Here is a 17126-nt window from a genome sequence, read left to right on the forward strand (position 1 = left end):
GCTATCTTCATATCAAAAAGAAAGAAAAAACAAATACGGTTCTCATCCTAACTTCGCCTTCGTAATGTCTTTATTACACAAGATATGTGGATTGCTTTCCAAGTTACAATTACAGAGATAAGAAGTTGAATGCCAGGGTATGCCCTTCTTGGTCAATCGGACGATACAGATAACACCACTCCCCCTTAATTTCAGTGCCTATTTCATCCCACGCTATTTTAGAAGTTCAAATACCTCGATCATGATAACTTAAAGAAAAGCGACAGTAGCAGCTAGTAACTACTACTGTCGTTTTTCTTTAGTTGGTTTCTTGTAAAGAATTCTATACTTCATTAGATCCAGCTTAAAAAAATTCTCGCAACAGAGCCTTCAAAATAATTTATTCATCAATTATTGAGAACGTTTAAAAAATAATAAATAGATGAATAAATAATCGAAATAGTTTTTTTCATGTATAAATAAAACTAAAGTTTATAACAGAATCTTCTTATATATTTCCAAACGGCATTGTTATTCCTGTACCGCTATTTTTTTATTCTACCTTTATTTGTTCAAACCATTTTCTGAATTCTCTACTACTATTTTCACCACTTATACGTCCTTTTTCCTTACCATCTTTAAAATGAATAATTGTTGGCGTACCAACGATTTTATATTCATCCCAAATACTATCTATATTCTCAATATTTATCACTTTCATATCAACACCTAACTTCTTCGCAAGAGGCACAATAATAGGAGATACCTTCTTACAATGTATGCATGATGTTTGATAAAAATAGACAACTTGCTCTTTTTTATCCCCAATATTTTTTCGCAAATCCGTGAAAGAAATGGTGTTTGAGTAATAATCTTTCTCCGCTGCTCTTTCTGGTTTCTTTTCAATAAAGATTGCTGTAAATAAGAAGATAATAATGCTAATAAACATAAGTTTTTTTTTCATTTCGAGTATTCCTATCTATTTGGATTACAATAAAACTACAAGCACCGACCATACAAAATGCGATAAAAGCTAAAAGTGGAATTGTAATAAAACCATACCAATTGATAAAAGTCTCCATACAAGGGACTCGTCCACAAATGACATCAGTTTTAGAAAATAGAGAAAATGTTTGAATGAGGTAATGATATAGAGAAATACAACCACCTATCCCAGATATCGGTAAAGAATAATATGAAATTTGGTAATCTTTTCTTTTAATTGCTAAACCAATCCATAAAACAAATGGATACATTAGTATTCGTTGATACCAACAAAGAATACAGGGCTCAAATTTCATAATTTCTGAGAAGTATAAACTTCCCAGCGTAGCAGAAAAGGACACTCCCCATGCAATTCATAAAAAATGAAATCTTTTGTCATTCATAGCAACAATCCCCCCTGTATGCATGTTTTTTTGAACTACTCTCCACGTATCCCCTTACAGATTATGTAAAGCAGGGGATTCTTACGTACGAAACCTATTGTTTTCTAATTAATCAAGTCCCCACTGTAGGCCCTCTGGTTAGAGGTCTCAAAAGCCCAGGTATTTGCATAGGCTTTAAATACAGGAACGACCTCTTTTTCCCACCATTACGCCTTATAACATATTAATTGCTTATAGATGTTCTCCCTCTTATCCAAAAATACATTACATATATTAATTCCTCTTCAAATTTACGAAAACATTTTGGATGAAAGGATAGCCCACCTATGTATGTTCCAAATAATACTGTTTTTTAAACTTCTTACACCTAATGACATGTATCACCTATCTGTTGTTAGATTAACGTGTTTCACGTGCTTTAAGGTTTAAGGAATATGAATGCTTTCCGTCAATGATACGATACTAAATAAAAAATGTAATAGATTAGAAAAAGTTACACATACGGTAAACCATACATTTTCTTATACTAACAGGTCTGTTTCAGCCTTAAATCTTGACGTTTGCTAAATTACTATTTAATTTCGACATGCTTTTTCTAAAGGTACTACTTACAACGATACAATAAAGATTTATTTACTCTTTTGCAGGTTAATCAGATTAACCTGCAGCTATCACATTAATAAATCCACCCTTTTCGATTATCATCATTCTTTCAAAAAAGGTGGATTTTTCATAAATTCATTTAGATATGTACAAATCGAGCAGCTTTCCCTACTTTTATCTTTGATTTATTTTAGAGGTAGCACGCGTTTGGCTGTTACACTTTATTGTATGGCTAATTTTGCTGGTTTTACTACAGGAGATCCTACTGGTTTATTAAAGTTGATATCTCCATTTGCATCTAATTCATAAGTTTGAACCTTAGATTCATATACAGAACCTGGTTCTTTTTTGTCTTTCATATCAATTACACCTTTAAAAATAACTTCTTTTGTTTGATCATCTAAATCAAAGCCTAACTCTTTTAATTTGTTCCAAATAGTTGGATTGTGTTGAGAGATGACTTTAAATTTATTATAAATACCTAATTGTACCCATGTTGGATACGTATTAACTTGATCTGTATAGTAACCTTTAATTTTAGAAGTTCCTAATAGTTTCGACGTATATACTGGTGTACTCAATTTAGCTGTTTTGACAACAGCTGTGCGAGGAGCTATTTCGAATTCCTCTGAAGGAACATTCACAACGTGTGAAACCGTATCAACTGATGTAGATGCGTTTGTGTACCCATAGTTTGCGGAAAACTCAAATGTAATTTCATTTTTCGCATCTAGAAGGCCAAGGAAATTCGTTCCTAATGTTAAATGCATCGATTCCTTCATTCCTATATTCATACTATGTGTGACTGTTAATTGTTTGCTTGACGTCAATGTTTTTGTTATATTCTGAGTTTTACCAATAATTTTATTAGTATAATTTTGATTACTCGCTGATGAAATAATATTTTCATATTGGTCCGAATTAGGATCTGGTTTCGGTGCTTCTACATACTTATCTACGTTTGGATTAGAAATTTGTAATGTGTCAATACCCGTAATTGTATTTGTTCCATTATGATAGCCATTTAAATCTTTCAGAACTTCTTGAAGTTGTACGTTGTCTTTTGGAATCGTATTCAACCTATCTAGCACACCTTGCTCTTGACTCGGCAAAATAAGATAATTCAATCTGATAAAATTATAACTATCCTTTTTCCAATTGGTCTGTTCATTTAAATCATCAATTTCTACAAGGTGATTTATTGTTTCATACATAGCATGAATACGACTAGGATCACTAGAATCATTTTGTTCTACGCATGTTTGTTCATATCCTTTTCCTTGCTTTAAGCACATATCCAAGTTAGTTGCTGCAAATGAATTATTTGGGGCTATTAATAATGACGTACTTAATACTCCAGCAAGTGGGATAACTTTTAATATTTTTTTATACTGGTTCATATTTTTTCCTCTTCTCATACATATTTTTTATACAATTTAGATTCTATCAGAAATATATAAGGGGATTCTCCTAGAAAAGGACATTTATTAAAAGTAAAAAATATAATTGTAACTACTCAGCTTCCTCACGGAGGCTTTTTTCATTTACTAGTCTGATATGTACTTTTTGTGTGAATACTAGATATATCAGACAAGGAGGTGGTATTTATGTTGAAAAAACAAGAAATTCTAGCTGTCTATCAAAAGGGACCTCAAGCTATTTACGATTTTGTTCATCAATTAGAAAGTCAAATACAGAATTTAAAAGAGCGTATAGAAGAATTAGAAAATCGTTCAAAAAAAAACTCTACAAATAGTCATAAACCACCCTCTACAGATGGTTTTCGTAAGCCTATTACAAAAAGTTTGCGAAAATCATCCCAGCGTCAAACCGGTGGCCAGTTGGGCCACAAAGGACATACACTTCATTTGACAACGACTCCTGACAATATGATTACCTATTCTCCTACGCATTGTATTTGTTGTCACACGTCCTTAAAACATGAACCTGTAAAAGGATACCGCATTCGCCAAGTGTATGATTTACCACCTATCCTGATAGAAGTCACAGAACATAAAGTGGAACAAAAAGAGTGCCCACATTGCCATTCTATCCAAGAATCCCAGTTTCCCTCTACTGTCTCTCGTCCTGTTCAATATGGTCCAAATATAAAAACACTGATTCCTTATTTAACACATTATCAATGCCTTTCTTTGAAACGAACAAAAGAATTCTTTCAAGATTGTTTTGGACATTCGATAAGCGAAGGGACGTTAGTCAATCATACCCATGCTTTTTCTGCTCAATTGCGGCCGTTTCTCGAAGAAGTAAAAGAACAGATTCTGCAGTCTTCTGTTGTCCATTTTGATGAAACCGGTATGCGAGTAGAAAATAAAACACAATGGTTACATACTGCGAGTACACCGGAGGTGACATTTCAACATATTCATGAAAAACGCGGAAAAGAAGCGATGGATGCAGGTGAAATCTTGCCTTCTTTTTCTGGAATTGCTATGCATGATGGGTGGAAACCGTATGATGTGTATACAGATTGTCGTCATGTTTTATGTAATGCCCATCTCTTGCGAGATTTGCAAGGGATTATAGATAGTACCGGAGAAACATGGGCACAACAAATGAAAGAATTCCTTACACAAGCTTTGACAATAAAAAAGCAATACAAGGGAAATATTCCAGAAATAGAGAAAAAGAATCTGTTTGCCGCATACCAGGCCATATTGAAAGGCAAACAGGTGCCTTCTGCAGAACAAAAAAAGAAAAGAAAACAGACGCCTTCTCAAAATTTATGGAATCGCTTTGCTAAGTATGCGGACAGAATTCTAGCGTTCTTAGAAAGTCCAGATATTCCATTTGATAACAATCAAGCGGAGCGAGATATTCGGATGACGAAAGTCAAACAAAAAGTGTCTGGGACGTTTCGAAGTAAGGAAGGTGCAGAATCATTTTGCCACATACGTAGTTTTATGAGCACCATGAAAAAACAAAATCAATCAGTATTACAAGCGATAAGTCAGGTGTTAAAAACCGGAACGGTTCCTTGGAATACCACTCTTTCGTAAGAGAATGTTTCTATTTCATATAGATTCTTTCTCTTATCGGAGTGTGTTCTTTTTCATGTTTTCGAACAGGAAACATGTATTTGGCATGCTTTTTTGTTTAACTAAGCTGAGTAGTTACATATAATTTATCTCCTTGTGATTTTCATAAGAAACACTGAAAAAAACCGATCCTTATACAAAGAATATAAAAATTTTAAAATGAGACTTTAAATCTTGGACATACTGATACTATGGTTCTGGTGCAAAGAAAGGATACGTTCCCAAGAAAGAATGGGGATTCCTATCGGAATCGTTCTTTACACTGTTAATCCAAATAATTGATGAATAAATTCTTTTTGATTTTGAACAGACTGATTCCGTAAATCAACCTGTTCTTTTTTTATCATATGCATGGCTTCTACTCCTGCAAGAATACATGTCGCTGTGGCAAAAGATTTAAATCCTAACATAGAGCGTACACGTTTTTTAATGAACCGGTGGTCTTGCTCCACTACGTTATTTAGATATTTTATCTGTCGAATTTGAGTGCCTAACGGCACTTTTTTCTCTTTCTTTAATTTGGTGATGGCAACTGGATAAGCAGGATTTTTATCAATTGTGATGGTACGAGGTTTTGAGACATGAAAAGACTGCAAAGCTTTTTTAAAGAATCTCTTTGCAGCCTTATGATTTCTAGTTTTGCTGAGATAGAAGTCAATCGTATTTCCCTTAGAATCAACAGCACGGTATAAATACATCCATTGCCCTTTTACTTTTATATATGTTTCATCCACTCGCCATGAATCATTTGTTTGTTTCAGGTGACGTCGAATACGTTTATCCAGTTCCGGTCCGTATTGATGAACCCAACGCATAATCGTTGTATGAGACAAAGATAACCCTCGTTCCTTCATCATTTCTACCAAATCACGAAAACTTAAGTTGTACCGCAGGTACCAACGTACTGTTAATAAAATAATATCTGGTTGATAATGTTTCCACTTAAATAAATTTTCTGGTCCCATACTGATCACACACCTTTTTGAAGTAGTAATACCAGTATAGCCAAATTTGAAAAACACATTTCAAACATTTTGTTTTTTTGCACCAGAACCCAAATTAGATCGCATGGGACGATCCATATCTGATGTGTTGAAGACCTACGAATCATTTACTGAGAGGGGGATTCATCTCGTTTGCATATCTGACGGGATTGACACACGCCGGAACAATGATATTATGACCAAAGCAATGGTTACGCTGTTGGGGCTGTTCGCGGAAATAGAACGTAATTTCATTCGTGAGCGGACGATGGCCGGTAAGCTCAGAGCGAGGGAACATGGAGTAAAGTTTGGACGTAAAGGAAAAAACAAGGATTTAGTAGATCATGCCATTGATCTTTGGAAAACGAGAAAGTACACGATTAAGCAAATCGAGAAAAAGACGACTGTAACAAAATCAACATTATATCGTGAGATTGAAAAACGTGGGCTAATGAAAGAATCTTAACTTCGCGGTATCTATTCTTACGAATAGAATCACTAAAATGTCTCTGAATCAAGTAGGGCAGACTGATTCAGAGACATTTCCTTTTATGGAATAAATCCTTAATGTACCTTTTGGAGGGGATGGGCAAGAAACCCCATGTACCTGATTCAATAACTTTAAGGCATATGCTAATGAGGGCTATAGTTCTGAAGAATCTATGGAAACAGGGAATATAGCAATTAATTTGAAAAAAATAGATGACTACGATATCAAATTACATCAGTGATTCGTCTTTCTATTTAGGGTACTTATGATTTAAGATCTTTTCAAGGGTATTTGGCATCTAGATATAAGGATTCGAGATACTGGGAATTTATTTATTAGTCATTATGGGGAATTTTATCAAAAGGTTATGTTGAGAAGTATATTAAAGGAGAAACTGCCAGTTGGGGCTGACAGTTTAATAAAAACATATGTCGAGTTCATTATAACATGAATTGATTTAAGGAAATTAGGTCAATCGTAAATACCAAAAAATTAGCTTACGAAGAGCACGTTCAAAATATAAAAATTTATACAACAAAGCAGCTAGCAAACGCTAACAGCTCAGTAGAAGAAGAGAAAAAACAAGAAGCTATAGGCTATTCACTAGCCTATAGCTAGTATGGATTAAAGCAATAATGTTATACGAGGAGGATACAAAAATGAAAGTACCCACAGACTTTTTAATTGCATTATCTGCAAAATTACAAGAAATTGCGGATAATACTGCAGATTTGGAAACAGCTGCTGAACTAGAAGAGTTAATTGAAAAAATTATTGTAAGTATTTCAAAGAGTTGATTAAGTGAATCTAGCGAATGTTTTCAGAAGGGCACAGGGAGATTAGAAATTTAAGGAATTCGTTCCGTTATACTCTTGTTGAACGCCTCGAGAGATATTTTCGGGACGGTTTATTCGCAATCCACCGCTAGCATAGGATAAATCGGCTCCATACGTATCTTGTGAAAAAGTGTGAGGAATTGATGTCGGAAATTCTAGAGATGTTACAAAAAGAAATCCCGCTATATGTAATCGCTGGAGAGATATGGTGCAAAGCAAACCTGTTACGGAAGCATCTCTAAAAATAGAATCATGGAAACCAACAAGTTTATTGAAAAGATAATTTATAGATAATATAAGTTTTTGACGGAAGAGCATCGGGTGTAGAGTTATCCTTTTTACACCTCTAAATTAGTCTCTTGATATAGGTAGTATATATGCTTCTTGTTTGTTCTTTTTTCAGTTAAAGTAATTCTAAACATGTGCATAGGAGAAATAAAATCTGATGCGAACGACGAAGGATATGTTAAAGCAATGGAAAGAGGATGTTCAAGCTATTCAAGAGGAAAAAAGGCGAAAAAAAAGGGAAAAGAAAAAGAATAAAAAATTTAATATTCCGGGTCACACTGCGGACTTTATGAATAAAGATGCTATGTATTATAAAAAGAACAGGGTATGGAAGCAAAGGGGAAAATAAGTCTAACGACCGGATATTGGATTGTGAAAGTATAGACAGGCGAAGGAATGAAGAATGCAAGGATATACAAGTGTGTGGGGTAATCTTAGATGTCATATAAGGTATCCTGTGCATTCTTCGACCTTCTGAATAGTAGGAGGAGGAAGACAGGTACTATTTGGTACGGTATACGGGCAGATAAGTACATGTAGTGTACCAATTTGATAATAAGTTCTTCCTCCATCTCTATTATGAACTGAAAAATGGTTTTTTAAACCAAAAAATCCCTGTTTTAAATTAATTGTGTATGATATGCTGTAAGGAATAAAACCAAAAGAACACGATGGTTATGTGCTTTTTTGGTTTTTCGAACCATTTTAAAGAGGTGCCAAGAACCTTTTTTAAGGGTAAGCATACATTGAAGTATAGGACAACCATTTAATTGGTATTTATCCGCTCATGAAATCCTTTCTATAAAAAGTTTATTTTAAGAGTACCCAAATTTTATTTTGGGTACTCTCTTTTTGATTAGGAGAAAACAGTGTGGTGTGTTCGATTAGGCATATCTATGTAAAGAAATATGTAATGCGTTTAAAATGGAATCATTAAAGGGGCGCAGCGTGGATCTATAGAGATTTAAAAGATATCGAACATTTTTCTTAGTACCATTAAAAAGCACAACCAAATCATGTTGTGATACATAATTTGGTTGTGCCAAGTGTGAATAGATAAAGAAAGCGTATATCCTCTCATAGGGAAGAGGATATGTTGACTACATTTTCATAATAGCATAACGAAGCTAATATGATGAGTTGAAAAATGATAGATAGTAAAGGGAAAATAAAGAAGGATGAAGAACGACGATATATGGTAAAAATGAAATTTATCATTTTAGTCAATAAAACTCCTTTCTCAAGTATCGCAAGTATCAATCTAAAGAATGAAGCGATACGGCTTCTAGCCGCAGGAACTGTGGAGCTATCCTAATAAATTAGAATTAGTTAGAACGCTATATTTAGGAATTCTCTCTTCTAAACGAAGTGAAAGTGTTCAGAAAAGTTCTGCGTATCACATTTAAATTGTTTAATTTTGTATATGAATAACTTAAATGTTTTTTCGTGTGTCTCTTTACTTACTCGTATTGTAAGCTGCATATATAATTTTAAAGGTCGTTAAAATAATGAAACTGGAACCAATTTAAAGATATAAAATATGATATTATATCATGTCATCATTTTTTAGTGACAGAAAATATATCGACAGATTGACGTATAATATATGAAGAATTTCGAGCAGCATGGGGGAGGTGAATACAGAGTTTTTCAAAGATTAGAAACATGTCAAAAAGTTTTATTTGTAAGAACTGGTGTGTATATAAAGAGTTAAAGTAATGCGAAATGTTGTTGTCTAAAATGGTACAAGGTGAATTTCGAGGAGTATTAATAATTAGAAAAGATTGCTATACGGTTGTCGAATAGGATTGGAATTTATTATTTATCTGTGGTGTAGGAATAGTAACGAATGAGAATCATAATTATGAACGCCGGAATTAATTATTGAAAGGAATTTCACATAGTGATATTTAGAAAATAATGATTACAATTTTATGCTAACTATTAAGTATAGGATTAGCATTTGTGAGACGATGGAAGGGTTTTAATATTCTGTTTATATTGGATAGTTCGAAATAGATGGAGTGAACTAGAAATTAGGAGAGATAATCTATGAAATTAATAGATGTTCAAGGTGAATATAATGCTATTTTTAGTTTAGGGGGACGTTGTTTAGCATCTTATAGATTAGTACAATATCGACTTCGACTTTATACAGGGGTTATAGATTGGATGCTTTCCCCTAAACTTTTGAAAGTAATCGATTTGTTAGAAAATCGATTTGGGGATTTTATGAAAAAGGAAAACTTATTATGGGATGGATATGATGTATCTGGTAAATGCTTATTATTAACAGATAAGGTATATGATATTACATCAGTACATGATTTTCCCATAACAAGGAATACACCCGAGAATTGGGTGATGTATGAAGAATTTCGAGTAACGTTGGATAGAAGAATACAAAGATTTTTAAATAAATTAGAAACATGTCAAAAGATTTTATTTGTAAGAATCGGTGGGACATATGAAGAAGCAAAGCGATTAGAAACGGTGCTTTCTAAGATGATTCAGGGTGAATTTCGAGTACTATTAATTAATGATATAGATGGCGATACAGTTGTTGAATATGATTGGGATTTACTATATACATGTAGTATTGGGATGCCTTTATTATTAGATGACAGACTGTGGGGTCAAGTGTTACAAAAAATTTTTCACAGTGCTATATAATGATATGAATTTTTTGGTTTCACGATGAAAAAATAAAAACAGCCTTTTATGTTGGCTATAATTAAGTTGTTCAGACACTGTAGTTAAGAATCGGTTTTGAATAACGCTGATAATTTTATTTTTTTAGCTAAGAAAACTTTTTCCTCAAGGAACGTGAAGCGAGTAGGCGGGAGAAGAATTGGTTTCGGACAAGGGATGGCAGGAAACCATCTTACTTGTTCGACATACATAAAGTGTTACTTTACTACCTTTCGAACGGATGTTTGTTTTGTAGTAGAACCGCAGCGAAATGGGTGAAACGAATGATGATCAATAGAGCATATAAATTTGGTAGCTATCTATTTCAAAAAAAGAAGCCATGCAAGTTTAGCATGGCTATAAATCGTAAGCAATAATCTTTGGAACAAGGGAGTTCATTATCCGTTAATGTTGTTATGTGTGTAGTGAACTGAAGTCTTGCTTAAATTCCTTACTTAATTTAAGTAAAAGTAAAGAATAATAATTTAATTTCATTTTTTGATTGGTGGTTAAAGATAATTGGGTGGAAAGAACGGAATGAAAATGAGAGGTATTTTTTAATCCTTTTTGATATTCACTTGGCTCTAAAAGATATTTATGTTGTCTACAATGAAATAATAAATGTATTAAATCTTGTACGGCATACAATAACATATTTGTATCTTTACTTATATTATTGGAATGTATACGTAGATTACTAAGAGGCAGTGGTATATATACTAGGTTTCCTTTAGATAGTAAATGTAACCATGCAGCAATATCTACTCCAGATCGATACAATCTTCCTGAAAAGACACCAAAGGGCTCGAGTAAGTCTTTTTTTCGAAAAAGTGGAGTTGTGGGTTCGCCAATCCAATTAAATTCAGAGATTATAGAACTAGCAGCTTTAATCCCATTTACTAAAGTAATTTCGTTGAATCTTTTTTGATTGTAAATATTGTCTGGGATATTATTTCCGTTTTCATCTATAAAAGGTCGATAAGACGTCACCAATGAAATTTCGTTGGTGGTATCGTTTAAAAAATAAGCTATCATTGTTTCTATCTTTTCAGGATGAAAGATATCGTCATCCATTAAAAAATTCACATATTCACCATTGGAATATTCAAAACCTTGTATAAAGTTCAAAGCACCACCAATATTTGTTTTGTTACGATAATAACGAATATAAGGGTATTTTATTAAATAGTGTTGGATTAAATTATAAGTTTCATAATTAGTACTATCGTCCACAACTACAATTTCAATATTTCGGTAAGTTTGAGCTAATGCACTTTTTAAAGCCTGTTGAAAATAATTCAGTCTATTGTATGTGGGAATTATTATGCTAACCAAGGGCATTTTGTTATTCAAATTTTTATCACCTCTTGTTAGTATGATAGAATGTTTTTTAGTCTATTTTAAATTCTAAATAGGAACCTTAATTTTTTATATTGCTTGTTTAATAACTTAATATTAGTTTTTTTGGGTTTTTCATATTTTTATATAATGAATAGGGGGAGTGTGATAAATTATTGAATGTGTAATTTTTTCAGTTAAACTCCCCTCATAAGTTGAATTATAGTTATTCTTAATTCGCTGAACATAGTGTCCAGTTTAGCGTACTATATTTATTTGAGGGGAAAATTATTTTTGTGAATTGGCATACAAGTAACTTTTTTTAAATGTTTTTGTAAGCATTGTTTATAAAATAATAAAAATTGTTTTTTATTTTGGGATAGTTGATCTTCATATAAGGTTTCTAAATCTTGTATGACTTGTAAATTTAACTTTATACGCTGAGATAAATGATGAGGATGTTCTAAAAATTTATGACGAGAACAATGAAAAGACATGTGGAGCCAATCGAATAAAGCATCTATTCTCATTTCTGGGTTTTTTCCAATATTTGATGTATGCAGTCGTAGATAACTTAGTGTATCCGAAATATAAACAAGTTTTCCATCTAATAAAAGACTAAGCCATGCTGCCATATCTACATTAAAAACATATTGTGTACCACAAAATTGGCCAAAAGGATTAGTTAAATCTTTTTTTCGGAATAGAGCTGTAGTCGGTTCGCCAATCCAATTTCCTTCTAAAAGAATCGAATTTCCTGCATCAATGCCGTCTATTATAGTGTCAGAATTAAACTTTTTTTTTGTAAAAGTAAAATCTGAAAGTTTTTTTCCTTGCTCATTAATAGGTTGGCGATAGGATGTAATTAATTTAATGGTATTTGTTGAATCTAATAAATAATATTTCATCATTCTTTGAATTTTATGAGGATGAAATAAATCATCGTCCATTAAATAATTTATATATTCTCCTGTTGCTTTTTGAAAAGCCAATTGAAAGTTGCGTCTACCACCAATGTTTATCTTATTTTTATAATATTTAATATATGGAAACTCTTTAGTGTATTGCAATGCGATGTTTTGTGTTTTGTCATTAGTACTATCATCACACACGATTATTTCTATATTACAGTATGTTTGTGAAAGTGCACTTAATAGTGCTTGTTTAAAATAGACAGGACGATTATACGTAGGTATTAGGATACTGACTAGAGGCGTTTCCATATAATTCTTCCTCTCTTGTTCAAATATATATAACGTGATCGATAACTTATAAATTTTGTAGGGAAGTATTAAGGTTTTAATTTTTATGTGTGTGTATAAGATTCCATTAATTTTTTGAGGAGTAGTGAATAATAATTGCATGATCTTTTTTGTGGTATGTTTAATGGAAATCGTTGGGATATATGATTGAAGATTTGTTGTACCATGTCTAATGCTTTTTTATATTCAGAATCTTCTTTTAAAAACCCATTTTGTTTACAATGAAACAATAAATGTAATAAATCCTCTATAGCATATAATTGCATATTATTATCTTTACCAATATTATGAGAATGTAGACGCAACTGACTGAGAGAATCAGGGATGTATAATACATCTCCTTTAGATAGAAGATTTAACCAAGCTGCAATATCTACACCTGAACGGTATAATCTATCAGAAAAAACACCAAATGGAAGCGATAAATCATTTTTTCTAAATAAAGGGATGGTAGGCACCCCAATCCAATTAAATTCAGATACAAGAGAATCGCCTGCTTGTGTACCATCTACAATCGTTATTTGTTTAAATTTTCGATGACTATAGACATTATGAGGAAGAACGTTTCCATTTTCATCAATTAATGAAAAATATGAGGTAATTAATTTGATTTGTTTGGAGGTATCATTTAAAAAATATTGTAACATTGTTTTAATTTTATGAGGGTGAAATGTATCATCATCCATTAAATAATTTATATATTCTCCCGTAGAATATTCATAGCATTTAATGAAATTTAAAGCACCGCCAATATTTTTATGGTTTTTATAATATTTTATGTGTGGATATTGTTGAAGATAAGGCTGTATCAAATGATATGTATCCAAATTAGTGCTATCATCTACAACTATAATTTCGATATTAGAGTAGGTTTGTGCGAGAGCGCTTTTTAAAGCGATTTGAAAATAATTTGCTCGATTATACGTAGGGATTAATATACTTACAAGCGGATCTTCAGCAGTCAATTTTTATCACCTCTAGTACAATATATTTTAGGTCATCATTTAACCTACAAAAAGATTGTATTTAAAGTAATTGATAGTCAATAAATAGAATAATTAATTTGTAAATCTTTTGCAAAGAGGAAGTATTAGTTAAACATAATAAGAATTTGATTAGGATTTATGCGTTTTATTACACGATACCCTTTCTGACTTCTTGTAGCAATACCTTCTGTATTAGGAAAACAATATCCACCAACTGAACATGTTCCATCATCTCTTACTCGAATTTGACCTAGTAAGCCAACAATGACCCATTCAGATCTTTCAAATCGAGATATATATTTCTTTTCAGAATCCCAATCTGGATTCAATATAGCACTTTTTTCTATTATTCCTGAACAATTTATATTGTCAAATTGTAATCTTCCCCATTCATCTACAACGTATTTTTCTTTCCACCTCATTTCGGCACTATTTCCTAAAATACTAGATGTATCAGTAGTTATTCCTAAAATATATTCGTCCTGTGCTGTAGCTTTTCGTACGTATTCTCCATCAAATGTAACAAAATAACCAATATCAATGGATTCATTTTTCACTTCGAACATTTCAGCATAACCAGTTCCGTTAGAAAAATATGTAGAGCCATCAATATACATATTTCTTGTACTTGCTAACCATTTTGCGCCCAATTCTTTATTATCTGGCGATACCCCATTACCAATAAACCAGGAATAGGACTCTTGAGTATCACCGTATTTCCCCATGATATGAGTGCCTTTAAATCCTGCACTATTTCCAATGCCTTCAGCATGAGAGAAATCACCAATGGTTTGCGTATTAACACCCTCAGCATGAGAAAAATTCCCCTTTGCTACGGTATGAGCTCCTTCAGCATGAGCAGCTTTACCTTGAGCCATAGTATAAAAACCTTCGGTATGTGCACTTTCCCCATAAGCAGTGGTAAAATGTCCTTCAGCATGAGCATTTTCCCCATAAGCAATGGTAAAGTGTCCTTCAGCATGAGCATTTCCCCCATAAGCAATGGTGAAATGTCCTTCAGCATGAGAAGCAACTCCTTCTGCCTTTGTATGGGACCCTTCAGCATGAGAAGCAGTTTCTTTTGCTAAAGTATGAGTTCCTTCAGCATGAGAAGCGATCCCTTCTGCCTTTGTATGGGACCCTTCAGCATGGGAACTATTTCCTTCTGCTTTTGTATGGGACCCTTCAGCATGAGAAGCAGTTTCTTTTGCTAAAGTATGAGTTCCTTCAGCATGAGAAGCGATCCCTTCTGCCTTTGTATGGGACCCTTCAGCATGAGAACTATTCCCTTGTGAAGGGTCATCAGCATGACCTGTAGTAGTATAATGTCCCTCAGCATGAGAGTTTTCTCCATAACTTACTGTATTATTTCCCTCAGCATGAGAAGCAGTCCCTTTTGCTAAAGTATTAGCACCTTCTACATGTGAATAATTTGCCCATGATGTTGTATTAACACCTTCAGCATGAGAAGCGATCCCTTCTGCTTTTGTATGAGATCCTTCAGCATGAGAAGCAGTCCCTGTTGTTTCTGTATAAGCACCTTCTGTATGAGAAGCAACTCCTCTTGCTTTTGTATGGGACCCTTCAGCATGAGAAGCAAGCCCTTCTGCTTGTGTCTTAATACCTTCTATATGTGTATTAGTTTGTGCCTTCGATATTTCATTTGAATTCTCAGGATTAACACCTCTATTCTCGTCACAAGAATGATATTTTGAAGTGATTTGAATTGAAAAATTAGAATATTTACACATATCAACACCTGCTTTCCTTCAAAAAAATAAATTATATGGTCCTGCTTATATATCATTTATATAAACGGAATAATCAAGCATTTCGGAATATAGAACATAATCGTTTCTTAAGTGTTGAGAAGTTAATATCATTATGCTGAAAAATAGAAGTAGGTATATACATGATGCATTGTAAAATGATACTAGTCTTCTTCTATAGGTATTTATTTAAACGTAATATCATAAAGTCATAAAATATGAATTTAAGTTTGTAATTCATATAAATAATTTTTATAGGAATTCATTTTTTCTTGTTCCATTAGAGAAAAGATATTTTGTTTATTTGCTAACAAATTGCTTAGCCATCCTAATAATTTTTGAACAATAATCCTTTCAATATTTTTAGTGTATATATTGCTACTATTTTTAATTAATTTAATTATACTAATCCAATCTGTAATAAGGTCTATATCTATTTTATATTTTTGATTATCAATATTTTTACGTTCAAATGTTAATTCATCTATAATTACCACCAAGGATCCTTGTGTTAATAAGGTAAGCCATGAGGCAATTTCTACATCTTTTATGAATTGATGCCCTGCAAATTGTCCAAAGGGTTGAATTAAATCTTGTTTTCTAAATAAGGGGGCGGATAGTCCTCCCACATAATCTTTATATTTTAAAATAAAATGGCTACCTATTGTACTATCCCATTGAACATCTGATGCGTGATTTTTTGTTATGCTGTTTACAACAGGGAGTATATTTCCTTGTATATCAATAGGTTCTGTATACGACGTAACTAATTTTATAGAATTTGTATTATCTCTTAAAAAATAATTCATCATTTTTTCAATTTTCGATGGATAAAGTAGGTCTTCTTCCATAAGAAAGGTAACATACTCTCCTTTTGAAACTTTTAATAACTCTTGTAATATATTTAACTTAGACATATATTTGGAGTCTCTAATATACGTTATTTTATTTGAGTACGGTAAGAACTCTTTTTCTAATAAAATCTGTATTGTATCGGTAGTAGAAGGATCTCTAATTATAATTTCAATATTTGTATAAGTTTGGAGTAAAACACTTGTTAAAGCAAGTTCTACATAATGAGGGTTTCCTATGGCAGGAATTAAAACACTTACTAAGGGTTTTTCCATGTACATATCCTCCTCATAAAATAAATTTTAGTTATATATAAATACTTCTATTATTGATATTTTGAAACGTTAAAATATAGTGAATATTTTGTATATATTTCCTGCTTATAATTTTGATATCGATATATGATTCTTACAGTATTTAATAATGTGTTGTGGTTTGTGTAAAAGCATACATAATAACGTCATTAATATCGTTATCGTATATGTATATATAATAAATATATACATCCTTTTTAGAAATACATCATCAAGTATTCGTGAATATAAGAGTTGACACAATTATATTGGAATCTAAGTCGGACATACATAATATGTATTTTAAAT

14 protein-coding genes and 2 pseudogenes are annotated in these 17126 nt (G+C 32.4%); 5 read left to right on the forward strand and 11 right to left on the reverse strand.

The genetic code is table 11. From position 1 onward, the window contains the following. Positions 1-109: 109 nt before the first annotated feature. The 4 genes from MHI28_RS36220 to MHI28_RS30975 form a co-directional block, all read right to left on the reverse strand. Positions 110-217, reverse strand: coding sequence for a DDE-type integrase/transposase/recombinase (locus tag MHI28_RS36220; RefSeq protein ID WP_445661808.1), 108 nt, complete (start codon positions 215-217; stop codon positions 110-112). 315 nt (positions 218-532) lie between these two features. Next, complete coding sequence (locus tag MHI28_RS30965; RefSeq protein ID WP_340828474.1) at positions 533-943, reverse strand: thioredoxin family protein; 411 nt, start codon at positions 941-943, stop codon at positions 533-535. Further along, the gene (locus MHI28_RS30970) at positions 918-1337 is read right to left on the reverse strand and encodes a disulfide oxidoreductase (protein WP_340828776.1); all 420 of its coding nucleotides are present in this window, start codon (positions 1335-1337) and stop codon (positions 918-920) included. The genes MHI28_RS30965 and MHI28_RS30970 overlap by 26 nt, the downstream gene beginning before the upstream one ends. 854 nt (positions 1338-2191) lie before the next feature. Beyond that, entirely contained in the window at positions 2192-3370 is a 1179-nt protein-coding gene (locus tag MHI28_RS30975) for an ETX/MTX2 family pore-forming toxin (protein ID WP_340828475.1), read from the reverse strand. Positions 3371-3577: 207 nt separating this feature from the next. Here MHI28_RS30975 and tnpC point away from each other — a divergent pair, with 207 nt between their 5' ends. Beyond that, positions 3578-4990 (forward strand): IS66 family transposase, encoded by a 1413-nt coding sequence (gene tnpC / locus MHI28_RS30980; protein ID WP_197233369.1) that lies wholly within the window; start codon positions 3578-3580, stop codon positions 4988-4990. 296 nt (positions 4991-5286) lie between these two features. On the opposite strand, the gene MHI28_RS30985 is transcribed toward tnpC, so the two are convergent. Further along, positions 5287-5994 (reverse strand): IS6 family transposase, encoded by a 708-nt coding sequence (locus MHI28_RS30985; RefSeq protein ID WP_100910020.1) that lies wholly within the window; start codon positions 5992-5994, stop codon positions 5287-5289. A gap of 103 nt (positions 5995-6097) precedes the next feature. Here MHI28_RS30985 and MHI28_RS30990 point away from each other — a divergent pair, with 103 nt between their 5' ends. The 4 genes from MHI28_RS30990 (at position 6098) to MHI28_RS31005 (ending at position 10299) form a co-directional block, all read left to right on the forward strand. Further along, a complete protein-coding gene (locus MHI28_RS30990) occupies positions 6098-6478 on the forward strand; it encodes a recombinase family protein (protein WP_340828476.1) in 381 nt (126 codons plus the stop codon). 683 nt (positions 6479-7161) lie between these two features. After that, positions 7162-7299: a hypothetical protein gene (locus tag MHI28_RS30995; RefSeq protein ID WP_176116623.1), complete on the forward strand. Its 138-nt coding sequence runs from the start codon at positions 7162-7164 to the stop codon at positions 7297-7299. A gap of 502 nt (positions 7300-7801) precedes the next feature. Further along, positions 7802-7975: a hypothetical protein gene (locus MHI28_RS31000; protein WP_445661797.1), complete on the forward strand. Its 174-nt coding sequence runs from the start codon at positions 7802-7804 to the stop codon at positions 7973-7975. Between the two features lie 1703 nt (positions 7976-9678). Next, positions 9679-10299, forward strand: coding sequence for a DUF1796 family putative cysteine peptidase (locus MHI28_RS31005; RefSeq protein ID WP_340828478.1), 621 nt, complete (start codon positions 9679-9681; stop codon positions 10297-10299). A 713-nt stretch (positions 10300-11012) separates the two neighbouring features. Here MHI28_RS31005 and MHI28_RS36225 read toward each other — a convergent pair. The 6 genes and pseudogenes from MHI28_RS36225 to MHI28_RS31030 all read right to left on the reverse strand — a co-directional run. Next, positions 11013-11175 (reverse strand): annotated as a pseudogene (locus MHI28_RS36225) (glycosyltransferase family 2 protein); the annotation flags it as partial. A gap of 95 nt (positions 11176-11270) precedes the next feature. Then, positions 11271-11658, reverse strand: a pseudogene (locus tag MHI28_RS36230) (glycosyltransferase family 2 protein); the annotation flags it as partial. Positions 11659-11927: 269 nt separating this feature from the next. After that, positions 11928-12878 (reverse strand): glycosyltransferase family 2 protein, encoded by a 951-nt coding sequence (locus MHI28_RS31015; RefSeq protein WP_340828480.1) that lies wholly within the window; start codon positions 12876-12878, stop codon positions 11928-11930. Positions 12879-12961: 83 nt separating this feature from the next. Continuing rightward, positions 12962-13882 (reverse strand): glycosyltransferase family 2 protein, encoded by a 921-nt coding sequence (locus tag MHI28_RS31020; RefSeq protein ID WP_340828481.1) that lies wholly within the window; start codon positions 13880-13882, stop codon positions 12962-12964. 125 nt (positions 13883-14007) lie between these two features. After that, entirely contained in the window at positions 14008-15654 is a 1647-nt protein-coding gene (locus tag MHI28_RS31025; protein WP_340828482.1) for a peptidase G2 autoproteolytic cleavage domain-containing protein, read from the reverse strand. 242 nt (positions 15655-15896) lie between these two features. Next, positions 15897-16799: a glycosyltransferase family 2 protein gene (locus tag MHI28_RS31030; protein ID WP_340828483.1), complete on the reverse strand. Its 903-nt coding sequence runs from the start codon at positions 16797-16799 to the stop codon at positions 15897-15899. Positions 16800-17126: the final 327 nt, after the last annotated feature.

Origin of the sequence: Bacillus sp. FSL K6-0268 (assembly GCF_038005425.1) — a bacterium.
Classification (GTDB): domain Bacteria; phylum Bacillota; class Bacilli; order Bacillales; family Bacillaceae_G; genus Bacillus_A; species Bacillus_A thuringiensis_S.